The sequence below is a fragment of the Anaerolineae bacterium genome (assembly GCA_013178015.1).
Classification (GTDB): Bacteria; Chloroflexota; Anaerolineae; order DRVO01; family DRVO01; genus Ch71.
In genome coordinates this window covers 1-20,823 of sequence record JABLXR010000049.1, presented here as the reverse complement: position 1 = coordinate 20,823, position 20,823 = coordinate 1, and the positions used below count along the sequence as shown (strand labels likewise).

Sequence of the window (20,823 nt, the reverse complement as noted above, 5' to 3'; positions counted from 1 at the left end):
AGATTATGTACAGTGAGAAGGTGATGGACCACTTCCGCAACCCGCGCAACGTCGGCGTGATCGAGGACGCCGACGGCGTGGGCAAGGTAGGCAACCCGGTGTGCGGGGATATCATGGAGATGACCATCAAGGTGGAGAACAACCACCTGGCAGACGTGAAGTTCCGCACCTTCGGCTGCGGCTCCGCCATCGCCACCAGCAGCATTACCACCGAGCTGGTCAAGGGAAAAACGCTCGAGGAGGCCCTGGCTCTGACCAACAAGTCGGTAGCAGAGGCCCTCGATGGCCTTCCCCCGAACAAGATGCACTGCAGCAACCTGGCTGCCGACGCTCTGCACGAGGCCATCAAAGACTACTACGAGCGGCAGAAGCGGCAGGCGGGCTGACCTCCACCTGCCGCCCGGGGGGGCCGAACCCCCTGCGAACTTGGCTGGCTCGCTCCCCGGACGCCACTCAGCTGCTGTACCCCTGGAGGAGGTGCCACATGTCTGTCGCCGGCCTTGTCTTCTCCTTGCTGCTGGCCACTGCCCTTGCCGCCGCCTATCACCTCCTGTTTGGCCGATCCCTGCGACAGCTCACCTGGCTTTGGCTGGCGAGCCTGATCGGTTTCGCGGGCGGTCAGCTCCTCGCCGGGCTGCTTCCCGTGGAATTGCCGCACCTGGGACGCCTCCGACCGATAGAAGGCGCCTTCGCCAGTGTCCTCCTCATGACCATTGTCAAGGTCTCGCGTCTCTAGTATACTGCCCGACGTACAAGCTGCACGCTCTCGCTGCTTGTGGAGGTGTAAGTTGTTGGCGGACTTGAGGGACGTAGCGATCGTTATACTCGCGATCGAGTCCATTATCATCGGTCTCACTCTGATCCTGACTCTGCTCCAGTTGCGTAGCCTCGCCCGGCTATTGCGCGACGAAGTCGCGCCTATGCTCGACACGGCCAACGAGACTGCGACCATCGTCAAAGGCACGACCGACTTCGTGAGCGAGAGCGTAGTACAGCCCGTGATCCGGGTGGCGTCGTTCGGAGCGGCCGCGCGACGGGCGGCGCAGGTGGTGTTTGGCGGCAAGCGTAGCGTTACCTAGGAGGGAATATCGCCATGACGAGCAAGGACTTCTGGATGGGCTTCGTTCTCGGGGCAGCATCCGGCTTCGTAGCGGCATTGCTGACCGCTCCGGAGTCTGGGCGCGAACTGCGGGAAGACATCCGCTCCCGGGGCATCGAGCTCAAGGAGCGCGCCACCGAGTTGACCGAGGAGGCGCAGCAGCGTGCCACCCAGCTGGCCGAGGAAGCACAACAACGAGCGGCCGAGTTACAGCGGAAGGCTGAGGAGGCCGCCGAGGAGCAGCGTCGGCGGGCGGAGCAGGCGGTCGAGGAGCAGCGCCGACGGGCCGAGGGTCTGGCCTCCGAAGTGCGCGAACGCATCCGCCGCGAATCGGAGGGCGAAGGCGCCCGCGAGGAGGGCCCAGCCTAGCGCCACTGCACCCCACACGCGGCTGAGACTGCTCGGGGGCCAGGCTAACCTGGCCCCCGGTTGCCACAGGGGTGACAGCGTTCTGTCAGGACAGCCAGCACCGGCTCAGCTGTACTCCACGTCCACCGGCTGGCCCTGACGAATGGATTCCTCGATAGCCAGGGCAACCGCCGTGGCCGCCTTCCCGTCCTTGCCCCCCACTACCGGCTGGCGATCCTCCAGCACGCAGTGCACGAAGTGCTGTAGCTCCTCCCTCAATATGAGCGGTTGCTGACTGTACAGCGTGGGGCGGAAAGTGGGGTCCAGCATCCTCAGCTGCTTGCCATCGTGTACCCAAGCCCCTTGCTCGTACAGCTCGACGTCGGCCTTGCCCTTGGTTCCCACCACTTCGAGACGGAAATCGAACCGCGAGGGAAGGGCATCGGGCATGATCCAGTTGCTCTCCACGCATCCGATGCTGCCATCCTCGAAGTGAAGGGAGCTGATAACCACGTCGTCCACACCGAGGTCGTGCAGCACCTTGCGCGTCGAGCAAGCATAGACGCGGCGGACCTCGGATCCCCCCATCCACCGCATGGCGTCCACGTCGTGTACCTGGAGGAAGAAGGGCAGGGTAACGCGGCCGGCTAGCCGACGGGCGCCAGAGATCAGGTTGTTGCGCCGGGCATACATGTAGACCACGTCGCCCACTTCTCCCTGGGCCACCGCCTCCTGAACCAGGTAGTACCGCGGGTCGAACCGTAGAGTGAAGCCCACCATCAGCTTCACCCCAGCGTCACCGGCCGCTCGGATGATGGCGTCGCACCCTTGGATCGTGGTGGCCAAAGGCTTCTCCACCAGCAGGTGCTTGCCGGCACCAGCGAGGGCCACGGCCGGCTCGACGTGGCCGGCGTCGGGAAGGCAGATGGACGCGGCATCGAAATCCACCCCGCCCAGAAGCTCCTCCACTGTACCATACACGGGCACGCCGAACTGCTCTCGCACCTGAACCTGCCTGGTCGGGTCGGTTTCCACCGCAGCCACCAAGTCCGATTCGGCCAGGTGCCGGTACACCTGGGCGTGCATGTTTCCCATAACGCCCATCCCGAGGACTGCCACGCGCAGTCGTTCCACTTCGTCACCTCCACGATGTATCGCTACCTGACCCGCCATAGGGCTTCACCGCTGAGAATGCAGTGTACGCAGAAGCAGGCCACAACACACCGAGGGACAGAGGGCTGGCGACAACCCCAGTCCTGCCCCCACACTGCAACCAGGTGTTCTCACAGCAGGTTCGCACCGGCCGCACGCCCACCCCGGCCATCGTCGCCCGCAGCGCTGCCCTGCTCTCGCCACCTCCCTGCCTCGCTGCCTCCTCTCCGTGATCGCAGCCCTTTGGGCTGCGATACCCCTGCCGCCTAGGCCAGACGTGCCGCCAGAGTCACGGCTGCTGCCTTGGTCCCGACGCGCAGGGCCTCTTCGTCGAAACGGAAAGCCCGGTTGTGAAGGGGCACCAGCTCCTCCCCTGGCCGAGTGCAGCCGATCTTGAGGTACAGCCCGGGCACCCGCTGCGCGTAGCAGGCGAAGTCCTCGCTAGTCATCGCGCGCTCGAGCCATGTCACCACGACATCGGGCCCCAGCGCCGCCTCCACCGCCTCTCTGGCGCGCCTGGCCAGCTCCCCGTCGTTGACCACAGGAAGAATCAGAGGGTAGTAGTCCAGATCGTAGGTGGCCCCCAGCGCCCGGCACACCCCTTCGAGGATAGCTCGCATCCGCTCCGGCACCACTTCGCGTAGCAGCGGGGTCGAGAACCCCCGCACCGTCCCGGTTATGTCCACCCTGTCGGCGATCACGTTCCGTCGGTCCCCTCCCCGGATCGTGCCCACAGTGATGACCAGGGGCTCGGCGGGCGGTGTCTGACGAGACACTATGGTCTGGAGCATGCTCAGCACGTGGGCCACGGCCACGATCGAGTCTACTCCGGAGTGCGGAGCGGCCCCATGTGACCCTTGACCGTGGATGCTGGCGGTGAAGTTGGCCGCACCCGCCATAGCCGGCCCCTCCTCGATGCCCACCTGCCCCGCCGGAAGCCACGGCCACAGGTGGAGGCCGTAGATGGCCTGGATCGGCGGCGAATCGAGCACCCCCTCGCCGATGAGCAGCTCCGCCGCCGGCATCGCCCGCACCCCCTCCAGGTAAGGCCGCTCGCCCTCCTCCAGCACGCGCGGCCGCTCCTCAGCCGGCTGGAAGATGAACCTCACCGTGCCCGCCAGCCTGTCCTTCAGCCCAGCCAGAGCCCGCGCCACGCCCACCCCTATGGTCGTGTGGGCATCGTGTCCGCACACGTGGGCCACTCCGGGGCGGCGCGAGCGCCAGGGCAGTCCCTCGGCCTCCTCGATGGGAAAGGCGTCCATGTCCACCCGAAGAGCCACCGCCTGTCGCTCTCGGGCTCCCTGCAGCGTGGCCGTCACTCCGGTCTCCAGGATCCCAGTTCGCACCTCGAGTCCCAGGCGCTGCATCTCTTCGGCTACCCGGCCGGCGGTACGATACTCCTCGAACCCCATCTCAGGGTGGGCGTGCAGGTCGCGCTGGAACTCCACCAGCCACTCGAAGTCCTGGTCCACGCGGGCCAGCAAGGCCCGAACATCCTCGGTCATGAGGTCACCTCAGGGCATTAGCGATGATAGAGCGCGCGGAAGGTAGGTCAGAAGGTCGCCGGCGACGACGCCCGACCGACCCATGTCGGCGGCAGCGAACTCCCCGGCCAGCCCGTGCAGGAAGATCGCCACCCTGGCAGCATCGTAGGGCTTCAGGCCTTGAGCCAGCATGGCCCCCACGGCGCCCGCGAGCACGTCCCCGGTCCCGCCGCTAGCCAGCGCCGGGTTGGCAAATGGCGCTAGACACACCATGCCGTCCGGTGCGGCCACCACGGTGAACGCCCCCTTCAGCACCACCACCACTTGCCACCTGCGGGCGGCCTCCATAGCCGTTCCGGTCCGGTCGGCCTGGACCTGGCCGACGTCTGTCTGCAGCAGCCGCGCCATCTCCCCCGGGTGGGGCGTGAGTATGCTGTCTTTAGGCAGATGTTCCAGGAGGCCGCGCTCCTCCGCCAGGAGGTTGAGGGCGTCAGCATCGAAGACGCAGGGCGGCAGATGGCCCTCCGGCTCCTGCTGCCCCTCGGCAGCCGCGCCGGAGCGCACGAACCCGATCGCTCGGCGGGCCGCCCCTCCGGCGCCCTCCAGAAGGCGAGTCAAGAACTGGTGGGCGGGACGTTCCGTAGTCAGGCCCGGCCCCAGCACGATGGCCTGGTAGCGCCCCCACTCCTTGCGCAAGACTCCAACCGCGCTCTCCTCGATGACTCCCATCTCCCCGGGCAGGTACAGGCGCGTCGCTTCGGGCACCACGGCATCGGCGCCGGACAGCACCTGCCCCACACCCGCCAGTGTGACCAGGCCGCAGCCTGTCCTGGCCGCTCCGCCGGCTGTAAGAAGCGCCGCCCCGGTGTAGTTGGCGGATCCGGCCACCACTAGGACCGACCCGAACGTGCCCTTATGGCCATCGCGGGGCCGGGCCGGGAGCAGAGAGCGCACCAGGTCAGGAGTGAGGAGCTCAGGCTCTCCCGGTTCTGCAGGCGCCGACGGCAGGCCGATGTCCGCCACCACCAGTTGGCCCACTCGCTCCGCCCCGGGGAAGTGGAAGAGGCCGCGCTTGGGCAGGCCCATGGTGATGGTGATGTCGGCCCGGGGCGTCAGCTCGTCCACTTCGCCGGTGTCGCCATCCAGGCCCGAGGGCACGTCCACTGCCACCACCAGCGGAGCGGGCTCGAGGCAACCCGGCGCCGTAACGGACAGGAGGGCGGGACGGCGTTCCGTACGGGCACGGAGCGACTGACGGAGCTGCTCCAGTATGGATGCGATCGCGCCCCGAACCGGTGGCCGGGCTCCCGTGCCCAAAAGGGCATCCACCACCAGCGCGGCCTCGTCCAGGCGTGCACGCAGCGTCTGCAGCGCCTCCGGCCCGTCGCCAACGGCGTAGGCCACGCCAAGCTTCTGAAGCGGCTGCCATACCGGGTCGTTCGCATCCCTCTCCTGGGCCAGATGCACGTACACGCTGCCACCGGCGGTCGCCAGATGCCGGGCCACGACCAAGCCGTCACCCCCGTTGTTGCCCGGGCCTGCGAGCACGACGGCTGGGTGCACCGCACCTTCACACACATCCATGGCCACCATCGCTGCCCGCAAGCCGGCGGTCTCCATCATCTGGGCGAACGTATTCCCGGACGCGTCCGCCTGCTGCTCCAGGCGCCGCATCTCTTCCACTGTGACGATCTTCATGCAGTTGCCTCCCAACTGCCCCGGTCCGTCGCTAGCATAGCCTCCTAGACTCCGCTCGGCTCCCCGATGGCGATGGCGCGAGGGGCAGAGGCCATCGGCGGGTAGTTATCACAAGTAGTGCTCCAGATTGGCCCCAAAGTAAGCGATGGTGCGCTTGAGCCCCTCAGCCAGACTGACCTTGGGCTCCCAGCCCAGAGACTGCCGGGCCTTGGTATAGTCTCCGTAGTAGGAGCCGATGTCAATGGCCCGGCGTTCTTCGGGCCAAGGCACCAGTCGCCAGGTACCGCTCCCGTGTACCTCAACTAGTAGAGCTGCCAGATCACGAAGTGATATTGGCTCCGGCGATCCCAGGTTGTAGACCTGACCATTGGCCTCCTCTCGCAGTGCTGCGAGCAGGAAGGCGCGCACCACGTCGTCCACGAAGTTGAAGTCCCGCAATTGCAGGCCGTCACCATAGACCTCAATCTCGCGCCCCTCCAGCAGCAGCCGCAACCACCACCCTAGGAAGGTCTGCCGGGCATCCTTGATCCGCATCCGGGGGCCGAACGTATTGGTCAGTCGCAGGCTGCAGGCCCGAATGCCATACACGTTGTTGTAGATAATGTGGTACCACTCACCCGCCATCTTGTTCACCCCGTTCACGTCGGTGGGATGCATCAGATGGCGCTCGTCCACCGGCAGGTAGTCCGGCCTCCCGTACTGCTGCCGCGTTCCGGCATAGACCACCTTGACGCTGGGGTTATGCTTGCGGCAGGCCTCCAGAATGGAGAGTTGGCTGCGGCAATTGATCTCCAGATCGGTGTAGGGATCCTCCATCGAGTCCAGGTGGCTCACCTGCCCCGCCAGGTTGAAGATGTAGTCCTGCCCCTGGACCAGGTAGTTCATGCTGTGCTCGTCCCTGACGTCGGCGATGTTCACCCGAACTCGGGAGCTCACCGGCTCGATGTTGTACAGGTTGCCCCCGTACCGCGAGATGAGCGAGTCCACCAGCAGCACCTCGGCCCCTAAGTCCACCAGGGCCGCCGCCAGGTTGCTCCCAATGAACCCCAGACCGCCGGTGATCATCACGCGACTACCCAGGAAGCCCTGTTCCAGCGGAATCGCCGACCGCTCACTCATTCCACAACCTCGACTGCAGCTATGATGGCAGAGTCGCTCCCCGCCGCCGTTCCGGCGCGGGACACGCCCAGCCTAGGATAGCCGGGGACGTCAGCTAGATAGAGCCCAGCCACCAGGTAGTAGGTCCCCGCAGCCATGTCCGGAGGGACGTGCAGCACGTGCGGATCGTGCACGGTCTCGTTAGGGAGCCAGCTCCGCGTCGGCCGAGTTCCTCCTCCCGGCGGCCCATCGTGCCCCGCCACCGTTCGGCCCTCGGCGCTGACCAAGTGCACGAACACAGTATGGTCCCGCTCGAACGCTCGCAGGCACCGCCACAGAAGCTCGACCGACAGGGAGTCGCCTCGGCGCACCCTCTCTATGGGCTGCGCCAGACCGGTCAGCTGGGCCAGTCCCTCGAACTCGACGTCCGCGGGCACTGCCGGCACCGGGACGCTGAAGTCCCGCTCCACTCCGGCGACGAAGACCGGTCCCAGGGACGTCTCGCTTTGGAGGTTGGGCCCGGCGCGCAGGACCAGCTCCCACTCGCCCCTGGCGGCCTCCGGGGGCACAGCAAGCCTCCTTCGATCGCGCATCAGCCTGCCGGGCTGGGCGCTGCCGGATGCGCTACGCGCCACTTCCCGAAGCGGCACCTCCTCCCCCTGGCGCCGAAGGGCCCAACCGGAAGAGACGTCCGGCTCTCCCTCCCACCACAACCAGACCTCTGCGTCCCCCCCCGGCCGGAGGATACGGGATACGACCGAGCTCCCGGCCAGATGGCTGTGCCCGAGGACCAAGCCCGAAGCCATCTCTGTCCTCACCTCGTCCGGGCCTGCCCCTCCCCCGCTCACGACGAGGCTGTGCCCCGCCGTCAGTCGGGTGAACGGCAACCGCTCCGCGCCCAGCAACAGCTGGAAGGGTCCACCGGCGTCCTCGTATACCCCTACCTCCAGATGGACGGTGCTGCCCGGCATGTCGCTCGGGATCGGCAGCGAGAGCACCTGATAGACCTCGTCTCCCACCCGCCAGTCGCTGGTAGGGTAGGTCAAGGCGTCAGCCTGGCTCCAGAGGAATCCGGCCTGGTCACGCAGGTGACCGAAGAGCTTGATGCTCCGGCCGCCAGGCGCCGGCACGGGCACCTCGAAGCGGACCACGGCTTCCAGTGCCTCTCCTGCCACTACCTCACCGGGCACTGCCACTCCCCGGATCCTGAGCACCGGCCCGGGCCAGGGCCCCTCAACCTCCGCCGGGAGCTCGGTCCGGGCCAGCTCAGAGGCGAGCGAAGACGCGAGGTGCCCGGAGTCACGGTTCGCGCCGGGCACCAGCCAGGCATCGAACCTCGGCTCCTGCGCCACCAATTGGGCCGTCCCTTGCAGCACCGGGACCAGCGCCGGGGCTATGGGCCTGAGGCGGGGCACCAGGATCAAGGCCGGCCCGTCGGGAATGATCAGCGTGTGGCTGCCGTCGAAGTACCTGGGCCGCGTGTCGGTGAAGCCCAGGTACTCGAAGCTAAGGCGGTCCAGGTCGGCAGCGTACTCCACACTCAGCATCACCTCGCCGGTCCAGTTCGATTGGGCCAGGTACCCGGCAACGTCGGCTAAGTCTGCCCGGTAGATTTCGCGCACTTCCGGGTGGCGGGGCCAGGTGACGAAGTAGCCGTATAGGCTGGAGGCCGCCTCCGCTGCAACGACTGCCACGAGCGCCACGCTGGCCGCACGGTGCCAGCCCTGCCGCACAGCCGCATCCCACAGCCACCAGCATCCCAACGCCGCCACCACATAGGCCGCGGGCGCCGCGCCTAGGGCGCGGAGAGAAGATGGAGCGCCACTCGTCACGGCGCTGGCCCCCAGGTTCACCACCAGCCACAGCGTCGCCAGGATGTATTGCCGTTCCTTCCGCTTCCGCCAACAGGCCCACATTCCGGCGTAGAGGGCCAGCCCCAGAACTGGCCAGAACACCGGCCTTCCGCTGACGTTGTAGCGCCACTCGGGATCGCCCGTCACGGCGAACATGCCCGCGACCTTGGCGGCGCTGGTCAGCACCGGCATCGGATCGCCGGCTCTCAACGCGACCAGGCCCTGGTCCAGGGCCCGCACCCTGACGGTGGCCTCCGGCACTCGGGCCATGTGGAGAGCCAGAGGCAGCCCCAGGGCCAGAGCTACTGCTGATGCCGCCACCAGCCCAAGCCCAGCCTTCCGGGTGTCGGCACTGGCCAGGCAGAGCAGGCCGAAGGCCACAACTACTGCCACTCCCAGCACCGCCGACGTGTAGGTGTAGAGGCTCAGGCCCAGCAGCCCGGCCCCAATCAGGAGCTCTCCCTTCCGAGCAGATCGGAGCCAGCCCCACAGGAATCCGTAACTGAGCGTCATGATGGTAGGCAGCCAGATCGCCCGCAGCGATACTCGGCTATCCATCACGTGCCACAGGGACACCGACATGAGTATGGTCGCCAGAGCAGCCACGCGCAGGCTGAACATCCGCCGCGCAGTCCACCAGACCGAAGCGACGCCCAGCAGACCGCCCGCCACGGCCGGCCATCGGAGCGCCAGGACATTGGGGCCGAACAACGCCAGAGTCCCGGTGACCAAATAGGCGAAGAAGGGCTCATTGCCGCCGTTGAGGTCGAAGAACACCGGGAAGTGCCCCGCCCTGACCTGCTCGGAGAAGATGGTCTTGAACACTTCGTCATGCTGGAGGCCGGGAGGTACGCGGGCCAATCCGACAAGGCGTACCGTGGCTGCCAGCGTCAGCACCACAGTCGGCAGCCACACGCGCGCCCAACCAACATGTCCGGACAGCCGTGGGAGCCTCCAAGGGGCGAGCATAGACTGAGGAAGATGCATGAGGCCGATTATAGGGTTTGCGCGCAGGGGACGCCACAGGTACCTTTGACTGGCCTTCCGAGCCTTACCTATAATGCCCGTGCGGAGGGGAATCCCTGATAACCGGCGGCCCCAGCCAGGGGCGAATAGCTATAGATGCGCGTCTTCTGCACTACACCAAGGCGGGCATCAGTCAGTACATACTCAGGTTGCTCGAGGGCTTGGGCAGCGTGGATCCCGAGGAGGAGGTGATCGTCCTCCGCAGCCGCAAGCACAGGCCGTCTGACCTGCCCGAGACGCCATTCCGATCCGTACCACTGTGGACGCCGCCTCACAACCGGTTCGAGCAATGGGGCCTGCGGGTGGAGCTCTCTCGCCTGCACCTGGACTTGCTTCACAGCCCTGACTTTATCCCCCTCTTCCGGCGTAGCTTCAAGTCGGTGATAACGGTGCATGATCTCGCCTTCCTGATGTACCCTCACCTGCTCACTCGTGAGAGCGCTCACTACTACGGTCAGATTGATCAGGCGGTGCGCAGTGCGGACCGGATCATCGCTGTGTCGGAGAGCACCAAACGTGATGTGATTCGCCTCCTGGGAGTGGCAGAGGACCGGGTCACCGTGATTCCCGAGGCCATCAACCCCATCTACCGGCGGCTGGATGACCGCGAGGCCGTTGATGCGGTGCGTCGGCGTTACCACCTCCCAGAGCGATTTGCCATCTTCGTGGGCACGATCGAGCCCAGGAAGAACTTGCCCACCATCCTGCGCGCCATCCGCCGGCTAAAGGACCAGCACAAGATGGACCTGGCTCTGGCGGTGGTAGGCCAGTGGGGATGGCTGTACGACGAGGTGCTGCAGGTCTACGAGGAGCTGAAGCTACAGGATACCGTCCGCTTCTTGGGTCGCCTGCCCGATGCAGAGCTGGTCTACCTCTACAACGCTGCTTCGGTCCTCACCTACCCCAGTCACTACGAGGGCTTCGGCCTCCCTCCGCTGGAGGCCATGGCGTGCGGCACCCCGGTAATCGTGTCCGATACTTCCTCCATGCCCGAGGTGGTCGGAGACGCCGGGCTGCTGGTCAGCCCTGACGATGACGAGGCTTTGGCCGTGGCTCTCATGCGCGTGCTCTCCGATTCCTATCTACGAGATGCCCTGGTGCGGCGCGGGTTTGACCGGGTGCAGAACTTCTCTGTGGAGCGGATGGCCAGAGCCACCCTGGCTCTGTACCGCTCGGTCCTGGCCAGCTAGAGGCACTGTCCGTGCGGGTTGTCTTCGTCGCCCAGCGGCTAGTCTCTCCGCCCGATGGTGGCACGCCCATCCGCAACTACAACTTGATCCTCAGGGCAGCCGAGCACCATCAGGTCTACGCCTACGGGTTCAGCGACCCACGTCTCTGGCCCCATGCTCTGCAGGAGGCGGGAGTGCAGCTGCGGCTCCTGCCCAGCCCGCCTGCGCGCTCCCTGCGACAGCGGTTCAGAGCCATGCTCGCTAGCTCCGAGCCGGACATGGCGCGGCGCTCGCACTCGCTCGAGCTGCTACGGCTGCTAGCTGGGGAACTGCCTGGAGTGAGCCCCGACATAGTCCAGGTGCAAGCCCTCGACATGGCCTACGTGCTGCCCACCGTCAGGAGAGCTGTGCCAGAAGCATCGGTCATTCTCGACCAGCACAACGCCGAGTACGTGCTGCAGCGCCGTGCCCTGGCGGTGGATCTCACCCGGCCTAGGCGCTGGCCGATGGCGGCCTACTCGGCCTGGCAGTGGCTTAGCCTGCGCCGCTACGAACGCCGCGTCTGCCAGCAATGCGACGCGGTACTGGCGATGTCCGAGCAGGATGCTCTGGCCCTGCGGGCTTTGGGGGTGGACACCCCCATAGCTGTGGTCCCCAACGGGGTGGACCTGGCCAGCTATGTCGCCGCGCCTCCAGCTGAGGAGGTGACCCGGCTCCCAGGGCCTCACTTCGTCTTTCCCGGGAAGATGGACTTTCGGCCCAATGTAGACGCCGCCCTGTGGTTCGCTCGGTCCGTCTTCCCGCTCATCCGCCGGTGCATCCCCGACGCACGTTTCTGGGTGGTGGGCCGCGAACCCAACCGCCACGTCCTGTCTCTTCAGAATCTACCCAACGTCCACATCACCGGGGAGGTCCCTGACGTCCGACCGTACGTTAGCGCCGCCACTGCAGTGGTGGTGCCATTGCGGATCGGCGCCGGCACCAAGCTAAAGATCCTGGAAGCGGCGGCTCTGAGGCGGCCGCTGGTGGCCACTTCAGTGGCTATGGAGGGCTACGACGCAGTTGCGGGGCGGGACGCGCTGGTGGCGGACACCTCAGACGGACTAGCGGCCGCCTGCATCGAGGTGGCCAGAAATGAACCCCTGGCGGCGGCTCTGGGTGCGGCCGCATACCGCAACCTGGCTCAACCGTTGGACTGGCGGCACGTGTATGCTCGCCTGGAGACCGTCTATGCCAGATCGATCTCAGACTAGGCTCGCCCTGCTCAAGATGGCGGCCCGCCTGGCGCCAGAGGGCCGGCCCATGCGTGGCGGAGAGCCCCGCGTCCTGGTGGTCAGGCCTGATCACATCGGTGACCTCGTGTTCCTATCGCCTGCGCTGAGCCAGTTGCGGGCCGCCGTGCCTGAGGCCCACGTCACCCTGGCGATCGGCCCCTGGTCCGCCGGGGTGGTGGAGCTGCTCCCTGGAGTGGACCGGGTGGAAGTCCATCCGTTCCCAGGATTCCAGCGTGGGCCCAAGCCCCCGGTGATGGCCCCTTACGCCCGATCGGCCCGGCTGGCCCTCGACTGGACGGGGCGCTACGATGCCTGCCTGATCGCCCGCCCGGACCACTGGTGGGGCGCCATGACCGCAGCCTTCGCCGGCATACCGGCGCGCTACGGTTGGGAGACCCCCGAGACCAAGCCCTTCCTCAGTACCGCTCTACCACCGGAGGACGGTACGCACGAGGTAGCCGCCAACTTGGTGCTCACCCGCCGCTACGCGGCCGACCTAGGACGTCCCTGCGAGAATGCGCCCGCCCTGCCAGGGCAGCCACCGCTCGCCCTAACCGTTCCCGACCGGTCAGCTGCGGTAGCCATCCAGTGGCTGGCCCGCGCCGTGGGGCACGACCGTGACTACATCTGCGTCCATCCGGGCGCCGGCTCGCCCACCAAGCTGTGGCCCGAGGCCCGCTATCGCTCCCTGCTCCGGGGATTGCACGCGCGAACTGGCTTGCCTGTGATCGTCACCGGTAGCCTGGGCGAGGCTGACCTGGTGGAGAGCGTCGCCGGCGCCTGCCCGGGCGGTATACCAGCGGCGGGCGAGTTCCAGCTCTCCGAGCTAGCCTGGGTCTTGAGCCGGGCTCGAGTGACCATAGGCTCGGATAGTGGCCCACTCCACCTGGCTGCAGCCCTGGGCGGTCGAACAGTGCACGTGTTCGGGCCAGCCGACGAGGCCAAGTTCGGTCCCTGGAGCCCACCCGAGCGCCACCGCGTGCTGGCGGCTGAGCTGCCCTGCCGGCCCTGCGGGAACCTTGATCATTGCGCTGCCTACCCGCCGCTGGCCTGCATGGCCGCTGTCCCCGTCGAGCACGTCCTCCAGGCTGCGCTCGATCTAGCCCACCACTGAAGCCCGCTGCTCCAGGTACCGAGGAGGGAGGCCGGACTCGATGAAGTCCCAGGGAAGCGGCTCTCCCAGAACTCGGGGCCCGGTCTCCCTGGCCAGGTCCACTCCTTGATCGTCCAACGCCCGCTCCAATTGGCTGCGCGACCAGCCAGCAGCTCCTGCCAGCGCCAGCCCCACGCGCTCGTCGCCGCGGGAGAAGACCGCCTGCAGGCGAGCCCATCGCGGGCTCTCGGACCGGATGGTCACCCCAGATCCCCGCAACTCGCCCTCAAAGAGCCTCAGCCGTGCCTCCAACACCTCCGGTGGGGCCATGCCCTGCCACTGAAAGGGCGTGTTCGCCTTGGGGATGAAGCTAGCCACGTTGACCACTAGCCTCCGGCTGAACCGAGATCGCACCTGAAGGACTATCCGGGCCGCTTCCTTCACGTCGTCATCGGTCTCGGTGGGCAGGCCGACCATGAAGTAGAGCTTGATCTCCGCCAACCCGTGTCTCTCGGCCACCTCGGCCGATCGCAGTATGTCGTCGGTCTCCAGATCCTTGCCGATCAGTCGTCGCAGCCTGTCGCACCCCGCCTCAGGAGCGATGGTGATGCTCAGGTTGCCAGCCCGCACCAGGAGGCTCACCAACTCATCGTCTACGGTGTCCGCACGCAGCGAAGAGACGGATGCCCGCGCCCCTCGGTCCACAAGCCGACGCAAGACCTCACCCAGGCCACGCGCATCCGAAAGCGACGGCGCCACCAGCCCCACGGTGCGCCCTTCGCGCACCCCCGGCTCAGCGGCTGCCATCACCGCCTCCACCGAACGCTCGCGCAGGGGCCGGTAGATGTGGCCCGCCAGGCAGAACCGGCAGCCCCTCACGCACCCTCTGGCCACCTCCACCAGGTGCATGTCGCCAAACTCCGTGAGCTTGGTGACGATGACTGAGGCCGTGGGCCAGCGGTCCAGATCGCCAGCCCACACGCGTCGCACTCGAAGTCCGCCCGCACCGTTCTGGCGCAGGGCCGGCACCCACACACCGGGCACCTGTGCCAAGGCACCAAGATCTCGGGGCTGGGCTGCTGCCTCGGCCAGCGCCGGCACCAGCACTTCCAGAGCTTCCTCCACCTCTCCCACAAAGGCAGCATCCAGCAGCGGAGCCAGAGGCACCGGGTTGCCCGTGACCGCGGCGCCTCCCGCGATCACTACCGGCCAACCCTGCCGCTCCGACTGCAGCGCCGGAATGCCGGCATCACGCAGAATCCGCGCTACGTTGGGGTAATCGAGTTCGAAGGAGACCGAGAAGGCGATCACGGGAAAGTCGGACAACGGCCGCTGCGACTCAAGCGAGATCGGTTCCGTGGCCTTGCCCCGCCGGTCCAGAGCAAGGAAGACCCGCTCGCAGACCACATCCTCGCGCTGGTTCAGCAGGTGGTACACCGTCTGGACACCGAGGCTGCTCATGCCCACGAAGTACGGACTGGGGTAGACCAGGGCCACGGGCAGCCGACCGCCCCAGTCCTTCACCACCGCACCTCGCTCCTGGGCCAGCACCGAGCGAGCCTTCTCCACCAGCGGCCAGGGGACCGACATCAGAACCCGGGACCTCCCGTCTCAGCCTGAACACGTCCGCCCGCCAGGGAGCTGGGAAGCCCAACGGGCGCCAGCCGCGCTGCCGCTCCACCGCGGTGTCGCAGTCCCTGTGCCAAGCCGAAGGCGGCGGACATGTCCGCCGCCTTCTGGCCCAGAAGGAGAGGAGACATCCGACTTCTCAGGAGCACTGGCTGTAGCCACAATTGGCGCACACCACGCAGCCCTCCTTGAACTGGACGATGGCGCCACACTCGGGGCACTCCGGGCTGAAGTCCATCGCCCACTCCGTCTGCTTGAGCACCTTGCCTCCATTCACGCCCAGGTTGCGCTCGATGCTCTTCGCGATCGCGTCAGCGCAGGAGAGGGTCACATTGCCGTTGTGCCAGGCGGGCGACGGGCAGCGGATGCCCTTGAGTTCCTTGATGACCTCCGTCACCTCGATGCCGGAACGGAGGGCCAGCGAAATAAGTCGGCCTATGGCTTCAGACTGCGAGGCAGTGCAACCACCGGACTTGCCCATCTGGAGGAAGACCTCGCACAAGCCCAGGTCATCCTCGTTGATGGTTATGTAGACCTTGCGTCCGCACCCAAGGGCCACCCTCTCCGTGAGACCGCGGGTGATGACCGGGCGCGGCCGCGGGGCTCGTTTGCCGTCCGGCCTCACTTCCGCTACCGCCGCCTCCTGCTCCTTGGGCTTGGTCCCCCGGGTGAGCACCTGAGCCTGACGGCTCCCGTCTCGATACACGGTCACTCCCTTGCACCCGAGCGAGTACGCCAGCTCGTAAGCCCTGGCCACGTCCTCGATGGTGGCGTGATGAGGGAAGTTGATGGTCTTGCTCACGGCGTTGTCCGTGAAGCGCTGGAAAGCAGCCTGGATGCGAATGTGCCACTCGGGCGATATGTCGTGGGCAGTCACGAAGATGTTGCGCAGATCCTCGGCCACCTCGACGCCCTGCAGGCTGCCCGAGGCAGCAATCTTCTGGGCTAGCTCCTCACTGTAGATGCCCCTCTCTCGCAGGACCTCCTCGAAGGCCGGGTTCGTCTCCACAAACTGCTGGTTGTCCAGCACGTGGCGTGTGAACGCTAGGGCGAACACTGGCTCGATGCCGCTGCTGCACCCGGCCACAAAGCTAATGGAGCCAGTGGGGGCGATGGTCGTGGTGGTGGCGTTGCGGATGCCCTTCCGCGCCACCTCCCGGGCCAGCTCTTCCCAGGGAAACTCGGGCGCCTCTGGCATCCGCTTCCACTCCCCCCGGTAGACGGGAAGCCAGCCCTCCTCGTACCGCGAACCCCGGAAGGCAGGAAACGCCCCGCGTCGCGCCGCCAGTTCCATCGAGGCTTCCTTGCTCCAGAACGAGATCGCCTCCATGACCGAGGTCGCCACTGCCTCAGCAGCCTCAGAGTCGTAGCGTATGCCCATCCGGAAGAGCATGTCGGCGAAACCCATCACTCCCAGGCCGATCTTGCGGGTCAGCAGGGTGGCGTCCTGGATTTCCCGCAGGGGGAATCGGTTGACCGTGATCACGTTGTCCAGGAAATGCACCGCCTGGTACACCACCGCGCGCAGCCTGTCCCAGCTGATCCGCCCCTTCTGCACCATCTGGCTGAGGTTGACCGACCCCAAATTGCAGCTTTCGTTGGGCAGGAGGACCTGCTCGCCGCAGGGATTGGTGGACTCGTAATCCCCCAGATGCGGAGTGGGGTTGAACCGGTTCATCCGATCGAGGAAGATCACGCCCGGCTCGCCGTTCCTCCAGGCCGCCTGTACAATGCGTGTGAGCACCTCCCGCGCGTCCAACCTACCACTGACCTGCCCTGTGCGAGGGTTGATCAGGGCGTAGTCACTACCTCGCTCCACAGCAGCCATGAATTCGTCAGTGATGGCGACGGAGATGTTGAAGTTGGCCAGGACGCCCTCCTGGCTCTTGCACTCGATGAACTCCAGGATGTCGGGGTGATCCACGCGGAGCACTCCCATGTTGGCCCCGCGCCGCCGCCCGCCCTGCTTGATGACGTCGGTGGCGGCATCGAACACCTTCATGAAGGAGACCGGGCCGCTGGCGATGCCACCAGTGGAGCGCACTACATCCCCCGCCGGACGCAGCCGGGAGAAGCTGAAACCGGTGCCGCCGCCGCTCTGATGGATGAGAGCAGTGTTGCGCACGGCCTCAAAGATGCTACGCATGTCGTCCTCCACCGGAAGGACGAAGCAGGCGCTTAACTGGCCCAGATCGGTGCCGGCGTTCATGATGGTGGGCGAGTTGGGGAGGAAGTCCAGCTCGGCCATCATGCGGTAGAAGCCCTCGGCCGTCTCATCCACGTCGGTCGCCATCTCGAGCTCGCGGTCAGCACCGGCAACGGCCTCCGCCACCCGGACGAACATCTCTGTGGGTGTTTCGGCGGGCTGCCCTGTGGAGTCCTTGCGCAGGTAGCGCCGCTCCAGAAGCTGAATGGCGTTCTCGCTTAGCCGGGGCTCTCTCAAACGTTCCCGAGCCAATGGGTTGTCATCCATGACCACTCAGGCCTCCCTGTCTCGCTGATCCCGCATCATGTCTTCGATCTCGCGCCTGATACTATCAAGGTCACCCAACGGCACATATACTGATGCGAACCGCACATACGCCACCTCGTCAATGTGACGCAGCCGCTCCATCACTAGGTCCCCGATGGCCTGGCTCGAGATCTCGGCTCTGCCCCCGCCCGCCACCAGGTCTTGCACTTCGCTCACCAGCCGCTCTATGGTCTCGGTGCTCACTGGCCGCTTGGCGCAAGCCTTCCGCACTCCTTCCATGATCTTCTCTGGATCGAACTCCTCTCGTCGGCCATCGCGCTTTATCACCCACACAGTGGGCGCCAGCCGTTCGTACGTGGTGAAGCGGCCCTGGCACCGCCCACATTCCCGACGGCGACGAATCCCGTCCTCAGTATCACGCGTGTCTAGAACTCGGAACTCCGGGGACCCGCAGTAGGGGCATTTCACATCTGTTCTCCAAGAGCATGACTGACGAGGGGTTGTAGGGTACCACTCGTAACATACTACCTGTAGTAGCCGTAGTATAGTGCCCCGCTCGCCCGCAGTCAATGGGCGATGGCTCCGTTGTGGATTAAGATTGCTGACGACTTAGCCGAGACGGCAAGAGACGCCGACTGCTTCTTGGGCCGTCGGCGTCTCTTGCCCCGGGGCCTCTGGAGGGAGCCGGTCTACTACCGGCGGCGCAGGAACGCGGGAATGTCTATGTCATCGCTGGAGAAGGCCTTGACCGGGAACTCCCGGATGTTGGCCCGGCTGGCTTGAGCCGCTTCATCGAACCCCGTGGCGACCACGGTGATGCGAAGCTCATCCTCTAGGTCAGCGTCCACCACCGCACCGAAGATGATGTTGGCCTCAGGATGGGCAGCCTCGCGCACGATCTCCGCCGCTTCATTCACTTCATGCAGGGTGAGATCGGCGCCCCCAGTAACGTTGAAGAGAATGGACTTGGCTCCCTCGATGCTCACGTCGAGGAGCTCGCATGTCACCGCCCGCTGCGCCGCCTCCACGGCCCGCTTGTCGCCCTTGCCCAAGCCAATGGCCATCAGAGCCGCGCCCCCGTTGTGCATGATCGCCTTAACGTCGGCGAAGTCCAAGTTTATCAATCCAGGAACCGTGATGAGTTCGGATATGCCCTGTACGCCCTGACGCAAGACGTCGTCCGCCACGGCGAAGGCAGTGTTCATGGGGGTCTTGTTGTTCACCACCTGGAGCAGACGGTCATTGGGGATCACGATGATGGTGTCCACATTCTCCTTCAGTTTGGCCAGGCCCTCCTCGGCAACCTGGGCCCGCCGTCGGCCCTCGAAGGAGAATGGCTTGGTTACCACCGCCACCGTGAGAGCCCCGGCCTCTCGGGCGATCCTGGCCACCACCGGTGCCGCTCCCGTCCCGGTCCCGCCTCCCTCGCCCGCGGTGACAAACACCATGTCGGCGCCCTGGAGCACCTCGTAAAGCTCGTCCGCGCTCTCCTCAGCCGCCTTCTGCCCCATCTCGGGGTCGCCCCCCGATCCCATACCCTTGGTGACCTTGTCGCCGATCCTGATTCGAGTGGGCGCCTTCGAAAGCATCAGGGCCTGCCCGTCCGTGTTGACGGCGATGAACTCCACCCCCTTGACGCCCGCCTCAATCATCCGGTTGACAGCATTAGTGCCCCCGCCGCCCACTCCGATGATCCTTATCTGTGCGAAGTTCTCCGGCTGCTCCTGTTTGGCCATGCCCCCGTCTCCTTACCCTCGTCTCCTCATCCTCGTCCCTGCGCAGCTAGCTGCCCGGGCCCCGGCAGGGTCTGACCCCACTCAACCGGGCAAGAGCCCCCTCAGCACCCTACCCATCTTGCCCAGCAGCCCCACGTCCACCAGTTCATCCGTCGGCTCCGGCCGCCGCATTCCCCACAGCAATAGCCCAGCGCCCGTCGCATGGGCCGGCTCCCCGACCACGTCGATCAGCCCTTCCACTCTCTGGGGCGTCAGCACCCGAACGGGCATCCCCAGCACCTCGGCGCCCAGCTCAGCTATGCCAGGGAGATTGGCAGTACCCCCGCACAGAGCCACACCCGCCGAAAGAAGGCCATCGTAGGAAGAGCGCCGCAGTTCCCGGAGCACTATGCTGAAGATCTCTTCCACCCGCGCCTCTACGATCTCCACCACAGCCCCTCGGGGGATCTCGCAGCTCCCATTCCGGTTAAAGCCCGGAACCCGGACCCGCTCACCAGCCTCCACCTCGGCCGGTCGGCAATGCCCAAAGCGAAGCTTCACGTCTTCGGCTACCTCTATCGGGCAGTGAAGCCCCACGGCCAAATCACCTGTGATGTGATTGCCGCCGGTAGGAATGGCGGCCGTGTGCCAGACACCGCCGTTCAGGTATACCGCAATATCGGTCGTCCCGCCGCCTATGTCAACCAGAGCAATGCCCATGTCTCGCTCGCTCTCGGTCAGGGTGGCCTCACCCGAAGCAAGTGACGAGAGGATGAGCCCAGCCACTTCGATGCCCACGTCGTCTATGCACCGGACGACGTTGCGCACGCTACTGGCCAGAGCGGTAACCACGTGCACCTCGGCCTCCAGCCTGTAGGCCGCCATCCCAATCGGATCTCTGACCTGGACATTGCCGTCAAGCCAGTAGCCCCGAGGGACTACGTGAAGCACCTGGCGCTCGGGGGGCAGCGACACCGTCCTGGCCTCGGCCAGAGCCCGGTCCACGTCCTCGGCTTCCACTCCTCGCAGAGGACGGGATACGGCCGCTTCCCCCCGAGCGTTGTGGGATAGTATGTGCGGACCGCCCACCGACACGTACGCACGATCTACCCGCGCACCGGCGCCCCTCTCCACCAGGCGGACTGCCTCGGCGACGCTCTCGGTCACTGCCCTGAGGTCGGCCACGATGCCTCTGTCCACCCCACTGCTAGCCACCACTCCCGCGCTCACGACGCGGACGGCGCCACCGTCGGGTACTCCCACCAAAGCTGCCACTTTGGTGGAACCGATGTCAATGGCCGCTACCGATCGCCTCACTGGCCAATCCTGCACAAGGTCACCCGCCACGGCCTACAGCCGATCTTGGCTCCCACACCCGCTCGCGCCGACGCCCTCACTGGTAGTAAGCTCCTTCCACCGAGGAGAGATCTATGAACGCCGGCATGTGCCGCTGGGCATCGAGGTCCCGTTCCAGCGCCGCCAGCATCTGCAGCTTCAGGTCCAGATCGGCTGCGTCTCCCAGGTAGATGGGGTACCCGCGTTCGGACCGGATCTCGAACCCTCGTCCGGCACGGTATAGGTACTCGGTGCGCTCGGGAAAGGCAGCCCTCATAGCAGTCAAGCCGGTCAGCACCCGTCCCGGCAAGCTGGGTGCCCCGGAGTCGGCTCCCACCAACTGCATCACCGGCAGCCCCTCGGCTGTTCCGTAGGGC

The 20,823-nt window shown here is 66.1% G+C and carries 18 protein-coding genes; 7 read left to right on the top strand and 11 right to left on the bottom strand.

From position 1 onward, the window contains the following. Positions 1–2: 2 nt before the first annotated feature. From nifU to HPY83_16215, 4 genes are all read left to right on the top strand, one after another. The gene (gene nifU, locus HPY83_16230) at positions 3–386 is read left to right on the top strand and encodes a Fe-S cluster assembly scaffold protein NifU (GenBank protein NPV09493.1); all 384 of its coding nucleotides are present in this window, start codon (positions 3–5) and stop codon (positions 384–386) included. 98 nt (positions 387–484) lie between these two features. Next, the gene (locus tag HPY83_16225) at positions 485–736 is read left to right on the top strand and encodes a hypothetical protein (GenBank protein ID NPV09492.1); all 252 of its coding nucleotides are present in this window, start codon (positions 485–487) and stop codon (positions 734–736) included. A 55-nt stretch (positions 737–791) separates the two neighbouring features. After that, complete coding sequence (locus tag HPY83_16220; protein NPV09491.1) at positions 792–1,079, top strand: hypothetical protein; 288 nt, start codon at positions 792–794, stop codon at positions 1,077–1,079. A gap of 14 nt (positions 1,080–1,093) precedes the next feature. Beyond that, positions 1,094–1,468, top strand: a complete 375-nt coding sequence (locus HPY83_16215) for a hypothetical protein (GenBank protein NPV09490.1) — start codon at positions 1,094–1,096, stop codon at positions 1,466–1,468. A gap of 105 nt (positions 1,469–1,573) precedes the next feature. Here the strand turns inward: HPY83_16215 and HPY83_16210 are convergent, their stop codons facing one another. From HPY83_16210 to HPY83_16190, 5 genes are all read right to left on the bottom strand, one after another. After that, positions 1,574–2,581, bottom strand: a complete 1,008-nt coding sequence (locus HPY83_16210) for a Gfo/Idh/MocA family oxidoreductase (protein ID NPV09489.1) — start codon at positions 2,579–2,581, stop codon at positions 1,574–1,576. 284 nt (positions 2,582–2,865) lie between these two features. Then, positions 2,866–4,104 (bottom strand): amidohydrolase, encoded by a 1,239-nt coding sequence (locus HPY83_16205; protein NPV09488.1) that lies wholly within the window; start codon positions 4,102–4,104, stop codon positions 2,866–2,868. 9 nt (positions 4,105–4,113) lie between these two features. Further along, a complete protein-coding gene (locus tag HPY83_16200) occupies positions 4,114–5,781 on the bottom strand; it encodes an NAD(P)H-hydrate dehydratase (GenBank protein NPV09487.1) in 1,668 nt (555 codons plus the stop codon). A gap of 108 nt (positions 5,782–5,889) precedes the next feature. Next, entirely contained in the window at positions 5,890–6,882 is a 993-nt protein-coding gene (locus tag HPY83_16195) for an NAD-dependent epimerase/dehydratase family protein (protein ID NPV09486.1), read from the bottom strand. Between the two features lie 14 nt (positions 6,883–6,896). After that, positions 6,897–9,647 carry a hypothetical protein gene (locus HPY83_16190; GenBank protein NPV09485.1) on the bottom strand — a complete coding sequence of 917 codons (2,751 nt, stop codon included), beginning with the start codon at positions 9,645–9,647 and terminating at the stop codon, positions 6,897–6,899. A 272-nt stretch (positions 9,648–9,919) separates the two neighbouring features. Between HPY83_16190 and HPY83_16185 the strand changes: the two genes are divergently transcribed. From HPY83_16185 to HPY83_16175, 3 genes are read left to right on the top strand one after another with little or no spacing between them, the layout of a single operon-like run. Continuing rightward, on the top strand, positions 9,920–10,948 hold the full coding sequence (locus HPY83_16185; protein NPV09484.1) for a glycosyltransferase family 4 protein: 1,029 nt from the start codon (positions 9,920–9,922) through the stop codon (positions 10,946–10,948). 11 nt (positions 10,949–10,959) lie between these two features. Next, positions 10,960–12,180 carry a glycosyltransferase gene (locus tag HPY83_16180; protein NPV09483.1) on the top strand — a complete coding sequence of 407 codons (1,221 nt, stop codon included), beginning with the start codon at positions 10,960–10,962 and terminating at the stop codon, positions 12,178–12,180. After that, a complete protein-coding gene (locus HPY83_16175) occupies positions 12,158–13,315 on the top strand; it encodes a glycosyltransferase family 9 protein (protein ID NPV09482.1) in 1,158 nt (385 codons plus the stop codon). The genes HPY83_16180 and HPY83_16175 overlap by 23 nt, the downstream gene beginning before the upstream one ends. On the opposite strand, the gene HPY83_16170 is transcribed toward HPY83_16175, so the two are convergent. The 6 genes from HPY83_16170 to HPY83_16145 all read right to left on the bottom strand — a co-directional run. Further along, positions 13,301–14,884, bottom strand: coding sequence for a radical SAM protein (locus HPY83_16170; GenBank protein NPV09481.1), 1,584 nt, complete (start codon positions 14,882–14,884; stop codon positions 13,301–13,303). The two genes, HPY83_16175 and HPY83_16170, sit on opposite strands and share 15 nt — an antisense overlap. 178 nt (positions 14,885–15,062) lie before the next feature. Then, positions 15,063–17,396, bottom strand: coding sequence for a vitamin B12-dependent ribonucleotide reductase (locus tag HPY83_16165; GenBank protein NPV09480.1), 2,334 nt, complete (start codon positions 17,394–17,396; stop codon positions 15,063–15,065). A 6-nt stretch (positions 17,397–17,402) separates the two neighbouring features. Further along, complete coding sequence (gene nrdR, locus HPY83_16160; GenBank protein ID NPV09479.1) at positions 17,403–17,864, bottom strand: transcriptional repressor NrdR; 462 nt, start codon at positions 17,862–17,864, stop codon at positions 17,403–17,405. Between the two features lie 224 nt (positions 17,865–18,088). After that, complete coding sequence (gene ftsZ, locus HPY83_16155; protein ID NPV09478.1) at positions 18,089–19,132, bottom strand: cell division protein FtsZ; 1,044 nt, start codon at positions 19,130–19,132, stop codon at positions 18,089–18,091. Positions 19,133–19,213: 81 nt separating this feature from the next. Further along, positions 19,214–20,428, bottom strand: a complete 1,215-nt coding sequence (gene ftsA, locus HPY83_16150) for a cell division protein FtsA (protein ID NPV09477.1) — start codon at positions 20,426–20,428, stop codon at positions 19,214–19,216. Between the two features lie 76 nt (positions 20,429–20,504). Further along, positions 20,505–20,823, bottom strand: a 319-nt coding sequence (locus HPY83_16145; GenBank protein ID NPV09476.1) for a hypothetical protein, incomplete at its 5' end; no start/stop codon positions are given.